Origin of the sequence: Streptomyces sp. NPDC005784, assembly GCF_042871525.1 — a bacterium.
Taxonomy (GTDB): domain Bacteria; phylum Actinomycetota; class Actinomycetes; order Streptomycetales; family Streptomycetaceae; genus Streptomyces.
In genome coordinates this window covers 46496-63661 of the sequence record NZ_JBIAIQ010000035.1, presented here as the reverse complement: position 1 = coordinate 63661, position 17166 = coordinate 46496, and the positions used below count along the sequence as shown (strand labels likewise).

14 protein-coding genes are annotated in these 17166 nt (G+C 71.9%); 5 read left to right on the top strand and 9 right to left on the bottom strand.

The genetic code is table 11. The annotated features are described in order from the left end of the window. Window positions 1-18 precede the first annotated feature (18 nt). Both ACFYR3_RS35990 and ACFYR3_RS35985 read left to right on the top strand, forming a co-directional pair. The gene (locus tag ACFYR3_RS35990; protein WP_355854883.1) at window positions 19-3054 is read left to right on the top strand and encodes a CDP-glycerol glycerophosphotransferase family protein; all 3036 of its coding nucleotides are present in this window, start codon (window positions 19-21) and stop codon (window positions 3052-3054) included. Next, on the top strand, window positions 3051-4202 hold the full coding sequence (locus tag ACFYR3_RS35985) for a glycosyltransferase (protein ID WP_355854886.1): 1152 nt from the start codon (window positions 3051-3053) through the stop codon (window positions 4200-4202). The genes ACFYR3_RS35990 and ACFYR3_RS35985 overlap by 4 nt, the downstream gene beginning before the upstream one ends. A gap of 97 nt (window positions 4203-4299) precedes the next feature. On the opposite strand, the gene ACFYR3_RS35980 is transcribed toward ACFYR3_RS35985, so the two are convergent. Continuing rightward, entirely contained in the window at window positions 4300-5118 is an 819-nt protein-coding gene (locus ACFYR3_RS35980; RefSeq protein WP_355854940.1) for an ABC transporter ATP-binding protein, read from the bottom strand. A 16-nt stretch (window positions 5119-5134) separates the two neighbouring features. Continuing rightward, a complete protein-coding gene (locus ACFYR3_RS35975) occupies window positions 5135-6055 on the bottom strand; it encodes an ABC transporter permease (RefSeq protein WP_355854889.1) in 921 nt (306 codons plus the stop codon). 174 nt (window positions 6056-6229) lie between these two features. Here ACFYR3_RS35975 and ACFYR3_RS35970 point away from each other — a divergent pair, with 174 nt between their 5' ends. After that, window positions 6230-6886, top strand: coding sequence for a TetR/AcrR family transcriptional regulator (locus ACFYR3_RS35970; protein WP_389286163.1), 657 nt, complete (start codon window positions 6230-6232; stop codon window positions 6884-6886). A 154-nt stretch (window positions 6887-7040) separates the two neighbouring features. Here the strand turns inward: ACFYR3_RS35970 and ACFYR3_RS35965 are convergent, their stop codons facing one another. From ACFYR3_RS35965 to ACFYR3_RS35945, 5 genes are all read right to left on the bottom strand, one after another. Continuing rightward, complete coding sequence (locus ACFYR3_RS35965; protein ID WP_389286161.1) at window positions 7041-7709, bottom strand: class I SAM-dependent methyltransferase; 669 nt, start codon at window positions 7707-7709, stop codon at window positions 7041-7043. A gap of 46 nt (window positions 7710-7755) precedes the next feature. Continuing rightward, a complete protein-coding gene (locus ACFYR3_RS35960) occupies window positions 7756-8700 on the bottom strand; it encodes an ADP-ribosylglycohydrolase family protein (protein ID WP_355854898.1) in 945 nt (314 codons plus the stop codon). Window positions 8701-8790: 90 nt separating this feature from the next. Next, window positions 8791-9783: a UDP-glucose 4-epimerase GalE gene (gene galE / locus ACFYR3_RS35955; RefSeq protein WP_355854901.1), complete on the bottom strand. Its 993-nt coding sequence runs from the start codon at window positions 9781-9783 to the stop codon at window positions 8791-8793. A 119-nt stretch (window positions 9784-9902) separates the two neighbouring features. Continuing rightward, the gene (locus ACFYR3_RS35950; RefSeq protein ID WP_355854943.1) at window positions 9903-11498 is read right to left on the bottom strand and encodes a glycosyltransferase family 2 protein; all 1596 of its coding nucleotides are present in this window, start codon (window positions 11496-11498) and stop codon (window positions 9903-9905) included. A gap of 44 nt (window positions 11499-11542) precedes the next feature. Continuing rightward, window positions 11543-12823: a glycosyltransferase 87 family protein gene (locus ACFYR3_RS35945; RefSeq protein WP_389286158.1), complete on the bottom strand. Its 1281-nt coding sequence runs from the start codon at window positions 12821-12823 to the stop codon at window positions 11543-11545. Window positions 12824-12916: 93 nt separating this feature from the next. On the opposite strand from ACFYR3_RS35945, the gene ACFYR3_RS35940 reads away from it, so the two are divergent. Continuing rightward, window positions 12917-14506 (top strand): hypothetical protein, encoded by a 1590-nt coding sequence (locus ACFYR3_RS35940; RefSeq protein WP_389286156.1) that lies wholly within the window; start codon window positions 12917-12919, stop codon window positions 14504-14506. On the opposite strand, the gene ACFYR3_RS35935 is transcribed toward ACFYR3_RS35940, so the two are convergent. Then, complete coding sequence (locus ACFYR3_RS35935; RefSeq protein ID WP_389286154.1) at window positions 14400-14897, bottom strand: MarR family winged helix-turn-helix transcriptional regulator; 498 nt, start codon at window positions 14895-14897, stop codon at window positions 14400-14402. The genes ACFYR3_RS35940 and ACFYR3_RS35935 overlap by 107 nt on opposite strands. Before the next feature lie 125 nt (window positions 14898-15022). Here ACFYR3_RS35935 and ACFYR3_RS35930 point away from each other — a divergent pair, with 125 nt between their 5' ends. Continuing rightward, complete coding sequence (locus ACFYR3_RS35930; protein ID WP_355854913.1) at window positions 15023-15436, top strand: organic hydroperoxide resistance protein; 414 nt, start codon at window positions 15023-15025, stop codon at window positions 15434-15436. Between the two features lie 33 nt (window positions 15437-15469). Here ACFYR3_RS35930 and ACFYR3_RS35925 read toward each other — a convergent pair whose 3' ends face one another. Beyond that, window positions 15470-17155: a hypothetical protein gene (locus tag ACFYR3_RS35925; RefSeq protein WP_355854916.1), complete on the bottom strand. Its 1686-nt coding sequence runs from the start codon at window positions 17153-17155 to the stop codon at window positions 15470-15472. Between the last annotated feature and the right edge of the window lie 11 nt (window positions 17156-17166).

Sequence of the window (17166 nt, the reverse complement as noted above, 5' to 3'; positions counted from 1 at the left end):
ATGTCTACGATTAATAGGATGAATGTGGATCAACGTCGTGCGTCCGCCGAACACGGGACCGAGCCCACCGAACCCGGGGCAGAACTCTCCCGGCCCGTGACCGGGCCGTCCGAGCACCGGACGGAGCCCCCCGGGCAAGGGACGGAACCGTCCGCGTACGGGCCCGAGCCCGCCGCCTCCACGGCCGGGTCCGCCGGGTCGGGGACGGACCGGCCGGCCGTCTCCGTGGTCGTCATCGTCTACAACGACGCCGCCCGGCTGCCCACGGCCGTGCGCTCCGTCCTGGACCAGACGCTGCACGAAGTCGAGGTCGTCGTCGTCGACGACCGGAGCACCGACGGCTCGTACGAGGTGGCGCGCGGACTGGCCGCCGCACACCCCGGCCGGGTCCGGGCCTACCAACTCCCCGAGAACAGCGGCGGCTGCGGCGCCCCCCGCAACCGTGGCATCACCGAGGCCCGCGGCACCTACCTCCTCTTCCTCGACAGCGACGACGTCCTGGAGCCCAACGCCTGCCGCAACATGCTGGAGGCCGCCGAGGCCACCGGCGCGGACCTGGTCTCCGGCCTGTGCGTGCGCGTGCACGTCGACTCGCGCACCGGCAAGGAGGTGAAGTGGTACCCCTGGCTGTACGAGCGCACCCGCACCCTGGAGTCGATCTCCGAGCTGCCCGACCTGCTGGTCTTCGACACCCTGTCGACCAACAAGTGCTACCGCCGGAGGTTCCTGCTCGACGAGGGGCTGCGCTTCCCGGTCGGCATCCACTACGAGGACCTGCTCTTCTCCGCCCAGGCGTACGCCACCGCCCGCCGCATCACCCTCATCCCCAACCGGGTGTACGACTGGAGGGTCGCCGACAAGGCGGCGGCCAAGTCCATCAGCAACCGGCGTGACGAGATCGCCAACTTCACGCACCGCATGGAGATCCACCGGAGAGTCGACCAACTCCTCGCGGACAAAGGGCTCCTGGAGCTGAAGTTCGCCAAGGACGTCAAGTTCCTCAAGCACGACCTCGTGCTGCACATGCGCGAACTGCCCTTCCGGGACGCCGCCTTCCGTGAGGAGTTCGCGGCGATCGCCCGGCAGTACCTGGAGTCGATCGACCGCGCCGCCTTCGACGAGGCCGAACCCATCCACGCCATCTGCGCCTATCTCCTCCAGGTGAGCGACTGGGACAACCTGCTGCCCGCCGTGGACACGCTCGCCAACCGCGACAAGATCTCCTCGCCGCTCGTCGAGCGCGACGGCCGTGTGTACTGGTGCGCCGAGCATCTCGACGACCCCTTCGGCCGGCACGTCCTGGACGTCACCGACCTCGGCCACCACGTCAAGCCGGTCGACAAGATGTTCCTTCGCAACGCGCTGACCTCGTACGAGAGCACCGGCGGAACCATCCGGCTCGCCGGGCGCGTCACCAACCCGCTCGGTGTGATCCCGCCCGGCGCCCGTCTCACCGGAGAACTGGAGTTCTACGCCCGCCGCCCCGGCGTGCGCTTCCAGACCTTCCGCTTCCCCGTGGCGAACGTGTGGCACGCGGGCGAGTCCGTCGCCTGGGAGACGTCGGCGGACCTCACGGCCGTGCGGCCGCTGGGCATCGTGGACGCGGTGTGGGACGTACGGCTTCACCTCGACGTCGACGGCGTACGCACCACCACCCGGCTCACCGCGGCCGAACCCGACCTGGCCGCCGGGCAGTTGCCCGTCCGGCCCCGGCTCACCCGACTGGTCGCCGACCGTATCGAGCCGGTCGTCTCCTCGCGCGGGCACCTGTCCTTCCGGCTGGTCCCCGACAAGAAGGCGAACGTCCTCCTGCAGCGCGGTGTGCACGGCCGGGCCGGCACGCTCGCCAAGACGGGCTACCGCAAGGCCCGTTCCGTGCGCAAGAAACTCACTTCGGGGGACACGAAAATCCGCCTCTACCACGAGGTGTTCAGCCGACTGCCCGTCCGGAAGGGGCTCGTCGTCTTCGAGAGCCACCTGGGCCGCCAGTACAGCGACAGCCCCCGGGCGATCTACGAGGAGATGCGCCGCCAGGGTCTGGAGTTCGAGCCGGTCTGGGCGTACACCGGCGATGCGGCCGGCTTCCCGGACGACGCCACCCTCGTACGCCGCTGGTCGCTGCCCTACCTCAGGGCACTCGCGCAGGCCGAGTACTGGGTCGACAACCAGAGCTACCCGCTGAAGCTGGCCAAGCGGCCGCACACGACGTACATCCAGACCTGGCACGGCTCCGCGCTCAAGCGGATGGGCTTCGACGAGGCCGAGTGGAAGCTCAAGTCCCGTGAGGAGCAGGCCGAACAGCAGCGCACGCTGGACCGCTTCGACCGGTTCCTGATCCGCTCCGAGCACGATGTGCGCACCCTCGCGCGGGCGTTCCGGCTCCAGGAACGGACCCTGCTGCGGGTCGGCTACCCGCGCAACGACGCGCTCGTCCGGGCGAGACAGCGGGAGGAGGCCGACGGCCGGCGCGAACGCGGCCCGCTGGCAGCCGAGTTGGGTATCCCCGCGGACAAGCAGATCCTCCTGTACGCCCCGACCTTCCGGACCCGCGACAGCGGACAGCGGCGATTCGAGCTGCCCTTCGACGTCGAGCGCTTCGCCGACGTGTTCGGCGACCGCTACGTCCTCCTCGTCCGCTCCCACTACCTGAACCACGTCGTGCTCCCGCCCTCCGTGCGCGGCCGCGTCATCGACGTCACCGCGCACCACGACGTGACCCCGCTGCTCGCCCTCGCCGACGGGCTGATCACCGACTACTCGTCCGTGATGTTCGACTACGCCCTCCTCGACCGCCCCCTGTTCTTCTTCGCGTACGACTACGACGCGTATGTGCACGAGGACCGCGGCACCTACTTCGACCTGCTGGAGCGGGCCCCTGGACCCGTGGTGCGGACCGAGGACGAACTGCACGCGGTGCTCGCGTCGCTGGAGGAACAGACCGTCAAGTACGCGCCCAGACGTGAGCAGTTCACCGCCGAGTTCGGCGAGTACGACGAGGGAACGGCGGCCCGCAGTGTCGTCGACGAGTTCTTCGGACAATGGAGGCGTGGATGACCGGCCATGCGCAGCGGGACATCTTCTTCGTCTCCAACAGCGTCGACGAGCTGGGCGGGGTGACCAGTTGGTCGCACCAGATGGCCCGGCTGTTCACCGAGCGCGGTCACCGCGTGCACGTCGTGGGCATCACCGAGCCCGCCGTCCCCCAGGAACTGGGCGAAGTCCCTTACCCCACCACGACGTTGTACGACGTCCACCCGCCGAGCGTCGGACCGGCGCGCGGACTCAAGGGTCGGCTCGACGTCAGCAGGCGGAGGCTGCGTGCCCAGCGGGCGGCGGGCATGCGGGAGCGGGCCGCCGAGCTGACCGCGCTGTTCCGGGCCGCGCGGCCCGGCGCCGTCGTGATCGTCACCCAGGTGTGGGCCATGGAATGGGTGGCGCTCGCCGACACCAACGGGCTGACCGTCATCGGGATGAGCCACGAGTCCTTCAAGTACTCCCGGACGACCTCGCGCTTCCGGCGGGTCCTGAAGCACTACGCAGACGTCGACCGGATGCTGGCGCTCACCCGCGAGGACGCCGACCTGTGGATCGGGCAGGGCATGAACAACGCGTCCTTCATGCCGAACCCCATTCCGTTCATGCCCGAGGTGCCCTCGCCGCGCACCGGGAACGTCGTCGTCAGTGTCGGCCGGCTGCACGACCAGAAGGGCATCGACATGCTCCTCGACGCCTGGGCCGAGACCGCCCCGCGCCACCCCGACTGGCGGCTGCGGATCTACGGCTCCGGCGAGGACGAGGAGATCCTGAAGAAGCAGTGCACGGCCCTCGGGCTCGACGACTGCGTCGACTGGATGGGCCGGACGAGCGATGTGCCGGGCGCAATGCGCGGCGGTTCGGTCTTCGTGCTCTCCTCGCGGGGCGAGGGCTTCCCGCTCGCCCTCATGGAAGCGATGGCCACCGGCCTGCCGTGCGCCGCCTTCGACTGCGCGCCCGGCGTCCACGAGATCATCCGGGACGGCGAGGACGGCCTGCTGGCCACCCTCGGCAACACCGGTGAACTGGCCCGCCGACTGGACACGCTGATGTCCGACAAGGCCCTGCGGGACTCCATGGGCGAGGCGGCGCGCGCGAACATCCAGCGCTTCACGACGGACGAGGTCGTCCGCAAGTGGGAGGGACTGTTCGCGTTCCTGGAGCGCTGACCTGCCGCCGGTGCGCGCAACGACCTGAGGCGGAGCCGTTTTCGGCTCCGCCTCAGGTCGTTGCTCATGTGCTCGGTCGTTCACGTGCCCCGCGTGACTACTTGCCCGTGAACTTCTCGTACTCCTTGAGGACGTCCTCGGTCGGGCCGTCCATGCGCAGCTCGCCGCGCTCCAGCCACAGCACGCGGTCGCAGGTGTCGCGGATCGACTTGTTGTTGTGGCTGACCAGGAACACCGTGCCCGCGGTCTTGCGGAGCTCGCGGATCCGGGCCTCGGACCGCTTCTGGAAGGAGCGGTCGCCGGTCGCGAGGGCCTCGTCGATCATCAGGACGTCGTGGTCCTTGGCCGCCGCGATGGAGAAGCGCAGCCGGGCCGCCATGCCGGAGGAGTAGGTCCGCATCGGCAGGGTGATGAAGTCGCCCTTCTCGTTGATGCCCGAGAAGTCGACGATCTCCTGGTAGCGCTCCCTGACCTGCTCGCGGGACATGCCCATCGCGAGGCCGCCGAGGTAGACGTTCCGCTCGCCGGTGAGGTCGTTCATCAGGGCCGCGTTGACGCCGAGCAGCGAGGGCTGGCCGTCGGTGTAGATCTTGCCGTGCTCCACCGGCAGCAGGCCCGCGACCGCCTTGAGCAGTGTGGACTTGCCGGAGCCGTTGGTGCCGATCAGGCCGATGGCCTCGCCGCGGTAGGCGGTGAAGGAGACGCACTTGACCGCGTGCACCTTGCGGACACCCGAAGCCTTCTCGGACTGCTTACGGCGCAGCATGCGGTTGAGGGCGGCGGTGGCACTGCCCCGCCCGCCGCCGGTGCCGTTGACGCGGTAGACGATGTCGACGTGGTCCGCGATCACGGTGGGGACGCGCTCGGCGTCGGCCGGGGCGTTCCCGGCCGCGCTCGCGGCGTCCTGCGGCTGGATGTCCTGCGCGATGATGTCAGCCACGGCCGTAGGTCTCCTCAGCCTTCCAGAAGTAGATGAAGCCGCCGACGCCGACGACCAGCGCCCAGCCCACCGCGAGCGCCCAGACGTGGTGCGGCAGCTGGTGCGCGTGGAAGCTGTCGATCAGCGAGAAACGCATCAGGTCGATGTAGACGGCCGCCGGGTTGCTCTCCAGCGCGACCATCGCCCAGTGCGGCAGGCTGCTGCTGCTGAGGACCTTGTCGATGCTCCACATGACACCCGAGACGTACATCCAGGTGCGCAGGATGAACGGCATGAGCTGCGCGATGTCCGGCGTCTTGGCGCCCATCCGGGCCATGATCATCGCGACGCCCGCGTTGAACGTGAACTGGAGCATCAGCACAGGCACCGCGAGCAGCCACGAGACGCTCAGCGGGACGCCGAAGCACAGCAGGATGACGACCAGTGCGGCCATCGAGAACAGCAGCTGCTGGAGCTGCTGGATGGCGTACGACACCGGCAGCGCGGCGCGCGGGAAGTGCAGGGCGCGGACCAGGCCGAGGCTGCCGGAGATCGCCCGGGTGCCGGCCATGATCGAGCTCTGGGTGAAGGTCCAGATGAAGACGCCGGTGACCAGGAAGGGGATGTAGTCCGGCACGCCGTGCTTGGTGCCGAGCAGGACACCGAAGATGAAGTAGTAGACGGCCGCGTTCAGCAGCGGGGTCATCACCTGCCACACCTGGCCGAGCTTGGCCTGGCTGTACTGCGAGGTGAGCTTGGCGGTGGCGAAGGCGGTGATGAAGTGGCGCCGTGCCCACAGTTCGCGGACGTACGCGGGCAGGCTCGGGCGTGCGCCGCTGACGGTGAGGCCGTACCGGGCGGCGAGGGCCGCGGCGTCGTCGGCGGGGGAGGCCGGCGTCGCTGTCGGGGGCGGTGTGTTGAGAACCTGGCTCACATCCGTTGCTTTCGCTCGGGGGGTGGGGGTGCGCGCGGTCCGTCCCGGACATTTCCAACGGCGTTTCTTGCCGTTTTCTTGCGTCGGAACGGGACCGTATCGTCGTAACGCGAGAGTAGGCCCAGTCGACGTCGGAACGCAACCGTTTCGTCGTAACGCCTTATGCTGGTCCGTATGACGACGAACGCCGATACCGCCGCGAGTGCCGCCACGCCCGCGCCTACCGCCGGGAAGGCCCGGCGCCGCCGGGCTCCCGCCGGTGCGGCCGTCCTTCGCGAGGATGTCACCGAGGCGATCCGCGCCGCCGTCTTCGAGGAACTCGCGTCCGTCGGCTACGCCCGGATGTCCATAGAGGGCATCGCCCGCCGTGCGGGCGTCGGCAAGACCGCGGTGTACCGGCGCTGGCGCTCCAAGCTCCATCTCGTGCTCGACCTGGTCTCGGCGGTCGCGGTCCAGGGGCTTCCCACTCCGGACACCGGCTCCCTGGAGGGCGACCTGCGGCTGCTGTACGAGGTCACCTCGCGCGCCCTGCGGCACCCGGTTGCCGGCCAGATCATCCCCGACCTCCAGGCCGAGGCGGCCCGCAACCCCGAGATCGCGGACGCGATGCAGGCGGCGCTGCGGGAGGGCCAGCAGTCGGTGTCGAGCGGGATCGTCGCGTCGGCCGTCGCGCGGGGCGAGATCCGTGAAGGGGTCGACGTCGAACTCGCGCTGGACCTGATGTCAGGCCCGCTCTACTGGCGCGCGGTGGTGGTCCGCGGTCCCAAGGTCCCGAAGGGCTACCTGGCCAGCCTGGCCCGCGCGACAGCGGCGGCGCTCAAGGCGCTCTGAGCCGAGCGGGTCGCTCCGCCGGCCGGCAGCCCGTCCCTTCCTCCGCGCCTCCGCGCCTCCGCGCCTCCGCGCCTCCGCGCCTCCGCGCCTCCGCGCCTCCGCGCCTCCGCGCCTCCGCGCCTCCGCGCCTCCGCGCCTCCGGTCCTTCAGGGCTTCAGTTCTTCACGGCCAGGAGGCCGAACAGGTCGGGGACTCCGCCCGGACCCGCCTCGGTGGTGCGCACCAGCCGGAGGCCGGCCGCGGTGGTTGCGTTGAGGAGGTCCGCGAGCGGCAGGTGCCAGGCGCCGACACGGGCCCGGACGCCGGCCGGGTTCCACGCGGCGAAGCTGCGGGAGCGGTCGGCGTACCGTTCGTCGACGACGATCCTCGGACGCTCGCTCCAGTCGGCGAACGCGCCGACGAAGCACGGGTGCACCCCGAGGTGCACGAATCGTCCGCCGGGCCTCAGTACGCGGGCCGCTTCCCTCAGGACGGCGGCGTAGTCCGGCAGATCGGTGTGGGCGAGCACGCACACGGCGGCGGGCAGCGAACCGTCGGTGAACGGCAGCGCGGTCGCGTCGGCCCGCACCACGGGCAACCGTCCTGCCGCATGCCGCAGTTGGCCCCCGGACAGATCTACGCCCACGGGTGTCCAGCCCTGTCCCGCGAAGGCCGGAGCGTGGGCCCCCGTGCCGCAGCAGATGTCCAGGCACATTCCCGTGCCGCGGCCCAGCAGTTCCCCGATCGCCGTGTGCACCCGCTCGATGTACTCCCCGGCCGTGCCCGGCGACATGAACTCGTTGTACCAGTCGGCGTGTGCGTCGTACGACGCCCTGGATCCCATGGCATCGAGGGTAGGGACAGCGCTCCGGGCGATGGGCGCCGTTCGCTCAGTGCATGCGCTCCCCGGCGGGCCGTTCCCCCGCCAACCGGTGTGCGAGGTCCATGAGTTCGGCCGCGCGCAGCACCCGCCCGCCGGAACCCGGCAGGGGCACGTGCAGCACCCCGGTCCAGCGTTCGGGCAAGGCGTCCTCTCCGTGTACGGCTCCCGCGAGCGCGCCCGTGACCGCCGCGACGGTGTCCGTGTCGCCGCCGAGATCGATCGCCGCGCGTACGGCGTCCTCGTAGGAGTCCGTGGTCCGCAGCGCCCATACGGCCGAGCCGAGACAGGGCCACACGGCGCCGTTGAACTCCGTTGCCCTGTCGGGGTGCCAGTCGGCGCCGAGGACCGTGGCGTACCGGGCCCGGTGGACCGGGTGGACGGCGTCGAGGGTGTCCGGGAGCGCGGTGAGGGGGTCGTGCCCGAGCAGGGCGACACGGATCAGTTCGTGGAGGATCGCCGTGCCCTCCCAGGCGGCGCGGTCGCCGTGGGTGAGCGCGGCGATGCGGCGGGCGGCGGACATCGTGGCGTCCCGGCCGTACCGGGCGAAGAACACGGCGGATGTCGACGCCCGCATCAACGAGCCGTTCCCGGCGGCGCGTTGGCTGACCTGGAAGTGCAGGGCGGCTGCCATGTCCCAGGGGTCCCCGCTCGTGAGGACCGCTTCGGTCTGCAGGCCGATGTCCTTGGGGTCGGCCGCCGCCCACCGCCGGAACCGGTCGAACATGTCCGGGAGTTCGAGGCGGCCGTGCCGGACCAGCGACTCGCCGACCAGGACGGCCATCTGCGTGTCGTCGGTCGCCTCACCCGGGTCCCAGCCGCCGCCCCCGCACATCTCCCCGCCCTGCCCGGGTGCCGGGAAACGTCGCGTGAACGCGCCTTCCGGGCCGAACTCGAACGGCGCGCCTAGCGCGTCGCCCACCGCGGAGCCGAGGATGGTGCCGGTTGCCGTCATGGAGTGAGCGTAAGGCGGCCGGCAGGAAGGGATGAGCGTCAAAGAGGCGGCTGAGGAACGGAGTTCAAGGGGGTCGGGTCCGGTCCGGTGCTAGGTCCGGCTTGCGCCCGGGTGGTGGCGGAGCCAGCCCGACCAGGCCGAGGTGATCATGTCCTCGACGTCGTAACGGGCCTTCCAGCCCAGTTCGACGGAGATGCGGTCGGCGGAGGCGACGACGCGGGCCGGGTCGCCGGGGCGGCGCGGGGTGGTGACCGGGGGCCGGTCGTAGCCGGTGAGGGCGTTGATGCGGTCGATCATCTCGCGGACCGAAACACCCTCGCCGCGGCCGATGTTGAGGGTCAGGGCGGTGCCGGGGGAGGACTGGAGGGCGCGCGCCGCGGCCACGTGCGCCTCGGCCAGGTCGACCACGTGGATGTAGTCGCGGACGCAAGTGCCGTCGGGCGTCGGGTAGTCGTCGCCGAAGATGCGTGGCGGAGCGTTCTCGGTCAGCTTCTCGAAGACCATGGGGACGAGGTTGAAGACGCCCACGTCGGCCAGTTCGGGTGTCGCCGCGCCGGCCACGTTGAAGTAGCGCAGGGAGGCCGTGGACAGACCCGTGGCGCGGCCGGTCGCGCGCACCAGCCACTCGCCCGCCAGCTTCGTCTCGCCGTACGGGCTCAGCGGCACGCACGGTGTCTCCTCCGTCACCAGCTCCACGTCCGGCATCCCGTACACCGCGGCCGAGGAGGAGAAGACGAAGGAGGACACGGAGGCGGACGCGGAGGGCGCGGTCACGGCCTCCAGGAGGACGCGTAGGCCCTCGATGTTCTCCCGGTAGTAGTGCAGGGGCAGGTCCACGGACTCGCCGACCTGCTTCTTCGCCGCCAGATGGACGACACCGGTGACGGAGTGTTCCGTGAGCGTCCGGGCCAGCAGCTCGCCGTCCAGGGTCGAGCCGACCACCACGGGAACGTCCGACGGCACCCGCTCCGCGATCCCCGTGGACAGGTCGTCGTACACCACGGCCTGTTCGCCCGCCTCGCGCAGCGCGCGGACGACGTGCGCTCCGATGTAGCCGGCGCCGCCGGTGATCAGCCAGGTCATGTGCGGCCGTTCCCCTCGTCAGTGAGCTCGTGGTGCTGTCGCGTGTGCCGTGTGGTCGGGGAGGGGCGGGGGGCGCGTGCGGTGTCCGCGTTCGCGCGTCGCGTCTCCGCGTCCGCGTATCAGTGAAGCAGGCGACGGAGCCTTCGGGACACCACTTCGGTCATCCCTCGCCAACCGGACGCCGTCCGCAGACCCAGCGCTCCCGCGTGCGTCCGGTACGGCTGTACGAGGAGAACACCGTGGTGAACGTCCGGAACGGCGCGGCGGCTCAGCAGGCCGGGGCCGCCGCGCGCGTGCGCCGACACCTCCCGGCTCGTGCCGTCGTGAAAGAGCACGGTCAGGCGCAGATCCCAGGTGCCCGCGCCCAGTGCCGACAGTTCCACCGGTGTCTCCGCCGACCAGGTGTCGCCGTAACGGTCGGCCACCAGGGGCGCTGTGCCGCTCAGGCCCACCCGTCCCTCCTCCCGGTGGACGAACTCCACGTCCACCGAGGCGGGACCCGCCTCCGCCATGCGCCCGTACAGCTCGTGCAGGCGCAGCCGCAGCCGGGTGCCCCGCACGCGGGGCCGCAGTTCCGCGTCGACGGCGGCGGGCAGGAGGTGGGCCGGCCGGCCGAGGAAGTGGTCCATGGTGACCTGGGGGAGGTCGGAGGACCAGACGGGGGTGCCGTCGGAGGTGCGGGTGTAGGGCGGGAGAAGCCGTGCCGGGCGGGCCGCCAGTTCCTTGAGGCGGGGCAGGTCGCGCGGGGCGGGGGAGGCGAGGAGCACGCGGGCGACGAGGCGGCCGGGGGCGGCCGGATTGACGGTGAAGTCGGCCGCGTCGAACCTCGACAGATAGGCGCGCGTGAGGTCCCACCAGGCAGTGCGGTACTCGGGAGTGCGCAGTTCCAGCTCGCGTGTGTACATCCGTAGCTCGTGGTCGAGGAACTTGGCGTGCACGGCCCACGCGAGCTGCTTCTCCCCGGCGCCCAGGAGGATCTCGTACGCCGCCTGGTTCGCCTCGATCCGTGCTCGCCAGTTGTCGACGTCGGCGCGGTCGAGCGAGATGGACAGACGGTCGGCGGTGCGCCGGACGTGCCAGATGTACACCGTGTCGGGGATCAGCGCGATGCGCGGCGCGGCGGCCAGCACCCGCGCGGTGAACACGAAGTCCTCGTAGGGGTAGTGGCCCTCGGGGAAGCGGATGCCGTGCTCGCGCAGGAAGTCGGTGCGGTACAGCTTGTTGACGCAGAGCGTGTCGTGGGCGAGACGGAGGCGGCGCGAGGGGCGGGATATCAGGGCGGGCCGTGCGTACAGGGCGCGTTCCCAGGGGACCTCGCGGCCCGACGGGAGTTCACGGCGCACGCACAGTCCGGACGCGACCTGGACGTCGTGTTCCTCGGCGGCGCCGAGCAGCGCGTCCACCGCACCGCGCGGCAGGACGTCGTCGCTGTCCAGGAACATCACGTACGGGGCCGTGGCCGCGTCGATGCCGTCGTTGCGCGGGCTGCCGCAGCCGCCGCTGTTGGCCGGGCGATGGATCACCCTCAGACGCGGCTCCCCGTCGGCGAGGGCGTCGAGGAGGGCCGCGCTGCCGTCCGTCGAGCGGTCGTCCACGGCGATCACCTCGTGGACGGCCGGGCCCTGGGCGAGCGCCGAGCGCACGGCGTCCGCGACATGAGCGGCGTCGTCGTACCCGATGACGACGACGCTGACCTTCGCATGGTGACGGTTCATATGATCCACGAGCCGGAATCGTAAGGATTGCGGGTAATTCTCCGTTAAGAGGCAGTCACTGTCTTGTTCGGAGCGCGGCGGGAATTCGGTGTGGACCGCGTGTCCGCCCCGGTCGACGTGGTGCGGTCCGCGGAGCCCGTGGACCGGCCCGACCGCCACAGCCGTAGGAGCGACACTCCCGCCGCCGTCGCCAGCAGGCCATTGCGTACGAGCATCAGCAGGCAACCCGTCCAGGTGCTCCGCACCACTTCGCCGTAGAGCACCGGGTACACCACCGAGCTGACCGCCGTGGCCGCCACGATCAGCGCGGCGACCGGGCGTTGCGTGGTGTGCCGAGAGGTCAGGCAGACGGCGGCGAGGCCCAGCAGCCACACCATGTACTGGGGGCTGATCACCCGGCTCGTCACGGTGAACAGCAGGACGGCGGTGAGCGCCGCGTCGTACGGGGTGGCCGTCGTCCAGCGCCGTGCCCGTACCCGCCACAGCAGCACGAGCCCGAACGCGGCGACCGTCAGGGCGAGCGAGCAGGCCGCGACCACGCCGACGTACGGCCCGACGAACTCCATCGCGCCGTACTGGTAGCGGACCGTCCCCGGCCAGCCGGCGCGGCGCGCGAAGCCCAGCACCGTGCCGCCGAGGGACTCGATCTGCACACCCCGGCCGCTCTGCTGGCGCAGGAAGTCGAACGGGCCCCTGAAGACGGCCGCGAGCAGCGCGAGCAGCGCCGCCGCGGTGACCGCCGCCGACGTGCGCACCTCCCGGGTGGTGCGGCCCGGGGGCGCGCCGATCAGTGCCAGCGCGGGCCAGACCTTCACCAGGGCGCCCATCGCGGCGAACGCACCGCACACGCGCGGTCGGCGGGAGAGCGCCAGCAGGGAGACGACGGCGAAGGCGGTGACCTGCACGTCGTAGCGGGCGAGCGGGACGTGCAGCAGGAGGGGCAGGCCCAGCACCCACAGCCGCGCGCCGCGCAGACTGCGGCCCGGCCGCCGCCCCGCGCGCGTGAGGACGACGGCGATCACCGCGTCGGCGGCGAGCGTGAGCGTCACGAACGCCGTGAAGTACGTCAGCCACGTCAGCAGCGCGGGCGCCAGCAGTACCGGGCCGGCACCAGGTGGGTACTGCCACAGCCGGTCGCCCACCGGGAACGCGCCCCGCGACAGGACGCCGTACCAGCGGAAGTACAGATGGCCCACCTCGGTGGACACCCCGCCCCCGCCGAGCGGGGCGAGGTGGTCGTGGGCGAGCAGCCACAGCATCAGGGCGCGGGTGGCGAGCCAGGCGGCGGCGAGGGCAAGCGGGCGGTGGTTCCGGAAGACGCTCATCAAGCCCGGATCGTAAGCCGCATGGATGGGTCGTACGGTGCGATACGCCGTCAATACCGGTCAAAGGTTGTTTAATAGCAAAAAATAGTTCCCATGGTGCACGCGTGGGTGAGGCGGTCGGCGGCTCGGCGTCCGGAGGCGGTGGCCGTCCTCCTGCCGGTGCTGGTCATGCTCGTGATCGGGCTCTGGGGACTCGACCGCGGCGGCATGTGGCGCGACGAGGCGGTGACCTTCCAGGTCGCGCGGCGCTCGGTGCCCCAGATCTGGCATCTGCTGCACACCGTGGACGCCGTGCACGGCCTGTACTACCTCCTCATGCACGCCGTCCTCGCCCCGCACCCCGGCGAGATCGCCCTGCGCCTGCCCTCCGTCTGCGGCGCCGCCGCGGCCACCGGGCTCGTGGCCGCTCTCGGCGTGCGCCTGTGCCGCCCGCGCGTCGGCCTGTGGGCGGGCCTGCTGTACGCCGTCACGCCCATGACCGGTCACTTCGCCCAGGAGGGCCGCTCCTACGCGCTCGTCGCCGCCGGAGCGGCCGGAGCGACCCTGCTGCTGGTGCGGGCCGCCCGGTCCACCCGGCCGGGGCCCTGGTGCGCGTACGGAGCGACGGCCGCCGCCACCTGCCTGCTGCACGAAATGGCCCTGCTCCTGCTCCTCGCCCATGCCACGACGCTGGCGCTCGCCCGCGTACCGGCGCGGGTGTGGCGGGCCTGGCTCCTCGCCGCGGCGGCCGTGACCCTGGTGCTGACGCCCCTGGTCCTGGTCTCCCGCGGCCAGTCCGCGCAGGTCGCCTGGCTGTCCCGCACCGGCATCGGGAGTGCGGAGCGCCTGCTCGGGATGTTCACCGGACCGGCCCTGCTCGTGACCGTGCCGTACCTGGTCCTCATCTTCCTCGCCCTCCGGCCGGCGCGGACCCGGCCCGGCACGCTCTCGCTCCAGGCCGTCGCGCTGCCCCTGGTGGCGGTGCCCCCTGCGGTGCTGCTGACGGTGTCGCACTGGCGGCCGCTCTACGACGAGCGTTACGTCCTCTTCGCCCTCGCCGGGGCCCCGCTGCTCGCGGCCGCCGGAGCCGAGTACTTCGCGACGAGACTGCCGCGCCCGCTGCCCCACGCGGTCCTCACCGGGGTCCTCGCCGTGACCCTCGTCTTCGCCGTCCAGCTCCCGCTGCTGCGCCAGGACCGCAGCCCCGACCGCCGCCCCGACAACCTGGCCGCCGTCTCCGCCGTCGCCCACCGCGAACTGCGCCCCGGCGACCCGGTGCTGTTCCTGCCGTCGCTCGCGCGGCGCGCGGCACTGGCGTACCCGAAGGGCTTCCGCGGGATCCGCGACATCGCGCTGAGCGTCCCCGCCCCCGCCTCCGGCACGCTGTACGGCCAGGAGGCGGACCCCGGTGAACTGCGCCGCAGGCTGGACCGGCTCGACCATGTGTGGCTGGTCGCCGCGCCCTTCGCGACGCATCGGGCCTGGGACCCGGGCAGCGCGACCGAGCGCGCCAAACTCGCCGTGGTCGACGAGGAGTTCGTGCGCCGCGAGCAGGTCGTCCGCAGAGGGGTGACGCTGCGCCTCTATGTGCGCAGGCCTACATACATCCCGGCGCCTCCGACAGGGCAGCTTCGTCCAGCGCGGCCGTCAGTCGGTCGAGCCGGGCCCGGAGCTCTCGGATCTCCTCCAGGTCCGCCCCGGTAGCGGCCGCGATCCGGCGTGGCACGGACAGCGCGCGCTCCCGGAGCGCGGCGCCCTCCTCGGTGAGCCTCACCTGCACGGACCGCTCGTCCCGCGCGCTGCGCTCCCGCCGTACGAGCCCCGCCGCCTCCAGCCGCTTCAGCAGCGGCGACAGGGTCCCCGAGTCGAGCCGCAGATGCTCGCCGACCTTCTTCACGGGCAGCTCGCCGTGCTCCCAGAGCACCAGCATCACCAGGTACTGCGGGTAGGTGAGCCCGAGGTCCTTCAGGAGTACGCGGTAGACGCCGCCGAAGGCGCGTGAGGCGGCGTTCAGCGAGAAGCAGATCTGTTCGTCGAGGCGGAGGAAGTCCCCCGCCGCGGGGGCCTGGGAGCTCGGGGCGGGCGTCGCGGTCATGACCCCAGGATAGCTCTTGCGAGCAATTGAGTTGTGCACAACTGAATTGCGTGCTCTAATTCTCGTCGTGGGGCCGCCGGACCGGCAGCCCCCGCCAGGATTTCGATTTGAGAGGGATGGTCCCCATGGACGCGCTCTACACCGCTGTCGCCACCGCCACCCACGGCCGCGAGGGCCGCGCCGTCAGTTCCGACGGCACGCTCGACCTCCAGCTGGGCATTCCGGTGGAGATGGGCGGCAGCGGCCAGGGGACCAACCCCGAGCAGCTGTTCGCCGCCGGCTACGCCGCCTGTTTCGCGAGCGCCCTCGGCCTGGTCGGCCGCGCCGCGAAGGTCGACGTCACCCAGGCCGCCGTGACCGGCGAGGTCGCCATCGGCAAGCAGGGCGAGGGCTTCGGCCTGGCCGTCACGCTCCGCGTCGAGCTGCCCGACACCGTGGACGAGGCGACCGGCCGCAAGCTGGTCGAGCAGGCCCACCAGGTCTGCCCCTACTCGAACGCCACCCGCGGCAACATCCCGGTCGAGCTCGTCATCGAGTAACCGGCATCGAGCGGGCAGGTGCGGGACGGTTCGTCATCGAGCGGCACGGACCGCCGCACCGGCCTTCGCCCCGGCACCCGCACCACCCTTCGCGTCGGCTCCTGCACCGGCCGCCGCACCGGTGCGGGTGCCGGACCCCGTGCCGATCCGGGCCAGCACCTCCCCGGTCTCCCGGCTCCACGCCACCACCGTCGCCTCCTCGGGCACCCGCCGCCAGCGCGTCAGCAGCAGCCAGCGCACGTGGTACCGGCGGGCGACGGCGGTGCGCTCGGCCCGGGTCGAGGACGGGTCGAGGTAGGCGCGGACCGCCGCGAGCCTGCGCAGCCGCTCGCCCTCGTCGAGGGCGGGGTCGGGCCAGGCGGGCGCGGTGAGATCCGGGCCGTAGCCCGCGATCAGATGGACGGAGTAGTACCCGTCCGCGATGACCGCCTCACCGGGCCGGATGTGCCGCGCCGCCCAGTCGTACGTCGGCCAGCGCGGCGGCTGGTCGAAGCCGACCGGGTCGAGCGAGCGCGGCACCACCGCCCCGGCCTGCACGGTGAGGAACCCGGCCAGCGCGCCGGCGGCCGCGACGCCGCCCAGCAGCCGCCGCCCCGGACCCCACGGCCGCGGCTCCGCCAGCTCCACCCCGAGCGCGAACTGGAGCGGCACCAGCGTCAGCCCCAGGATCCTGCCGTACGTGTAGTGCCCGCTCACCCAGCCGAACGCCAGCGCCGCGCACTCCAGCGCGAACATCAGCACCAGGGGATCGCGCCACCCGTGCCCCTCGTTCCGCCGGGCGCGCCGGGCCCGGAGCCACAGTGCGGGCACCCCGGTCAGCGCCAGCCAGAAGTGTCCGGGCATCCCCTCGTACAGCCGCTCGTGCATGGCGTCCACGCTGCGGTCCCCGGTCAGCGCGAAGACGTCGAAGTACGGCCAGCCGTACGCGACGAGGAGCGCCACCGCGCCCGTCAGCAGCCACCGGCCCGCCACGGCCGCCCGCCGGCCGCGCTGCCCGCCCGCCACGAACGCCACCGCGCCGAGCACCGCCGCGATCGACGTGATCGGATGCACGAGCAGGATCAGTCCGTACAGGGCGCCGAGGGCCGCGTACCCCCACCAGCTCCTGAGGCCGCTCGGGCCGACGTACCGGACGAGGCCGCCGGTGCCCGCCGCGCGGGTGCCCGTGAACGCCCAGGCCCAGAAGGCCAGCCCGATGGCGAACGTCGAGGGATAGCCGAGGTTGCCGGTCATCGACATCAGCCCGAGGTAGCCGCTCCACCAGGCCCGTTCGGTTCCCCACAGCAGCACCATCGCGAACAGACAGAGGACCGGCGCCCAGCGGCGGGGTGTCAGCACCCGCGTGAAGCGGCCGATACCGGTCAGCAGCACCAGCAGATTGACGGGCCCCGACAGCCGCACCACCACCCAGCCGCCGAGACCCGTCAGCCGGGCGAAGGCGCCCTGCGCCACCGCGTACGGCGAGTAGTACGGGCTGCCCGCGCCCGGCAGGTCCGCCATCGGGTGCCGCGGGTGGAGCAGGTCCGCCCGCAGGCGTTCGACGACCGCCGCGTGCTGGCCCGCGTCGCAGCACAGCGGGACCCGCCAGTGGGCGAGCGTCATTACCAGCCAGAACAGGCCGCCGAAGACCTGGTACGGCGTCGGACGCCAGGTGCCTCCGCCGCGCAGCGCGGTCGCACCGCGGACGGTCTCCCGCCGGACGACGACATCGGCGCTCATCGGGCGGCGGG

What these genes read in the sequence shown, in the direction of transcription:
- ACFYR3_RS35990 (WP_355854883.1), top strand. Translation starts at nt 19, where the DNA reads ATGAATGTGGATCAACGTCGTGCGTCCGCCGAACACGGGACCGAGCCC.
- ACFYR3_RS35985 (WP_355854886.1), top strand. Translation starts at nt 3,051, where the DNA reads ATGACCGGCCATGCGCAGCGGGACATCTTCTTCGTCTCCAACAGCGTC.
- ACFYR3_RS35970 (WP_389286163.1), top strand. Translation starts at nt 6,230, where the DNA reads ATGACGACGAACGCCGATACCGCCGCGAGTGCCGCCACGCCCGCGCCT.
- ACFYR3_RS35965 (WP_389286161.1), bottom strand. Translation starts at nt 7,709, where the DNA reads ATGGGATCCAGGGCGTCGTACGACGCACACGCCGACTGGTACAACGAG.
- ACFYR3_RS35960 (WP_355854898.1), bottom strand. Translation starts at nt 8,700, where the DNA reads ATGACGGCAACCGGCACCATCCTCGGCTCCGCGGTGGGCGACGCGCTA.
- galE (WP_355854901.1), bottom strand. Translation starts at nt 9,783, where the DNA reads ATGACCTGGCTGATCACCGGCGGCGCCGGCTACATCGGAGCGCACGTC.
- ACFYR3_RS35950 (WP_355854943.1), bottom strand. Translation starts at nt 11,498, where the DNA reads ATGAACCGTCACCATGCGAAGGTCAGCGTCGTCGTCATCGGGTACGAC.
- ACFYR3_RS35945 (WP_389286158.1), bottom strand. Translation starts at nt 12,823, where the DNA reads ATGAGCGTCTTCCGGAACCACCGCCCGCTTGCCCTCGCCGCCGCCTGG.
- ACFYR3_RS35940 (WP_389286156.1), top strand. Translation starts at nt 12,917, where the DNA reads ATGGTGCACGCGTGGGTGAGGCGGTCGGCGGCTCGGCGTCCGGAGGCG.
- ACFYR3_RS35935 (WP_389286154.1), bottom strand. Translation starts at nt 14,897, where the DNA reads ATGACCGCGACGCCCGCCCCGAGCTCCCAGGCCCCCGCGGCGGGGGAC.
- ACFYR3_RS35930 (WP_355854913.1), top strand. Translation starts at nt 15,023, where the DNA reads ATGGACGCGCTCTACACCGCTGTCGCCACCGCCACCCACGGCCGCGAG.
- ACFYR3_RS35925 (WP_355854916.1), bottom strand. Translation starts at nt 17,155, where the DNA reads ATGAGCGCCGATGTCGTCGTCCGGCGGGAGACCGTCCGCGGTGCGACC.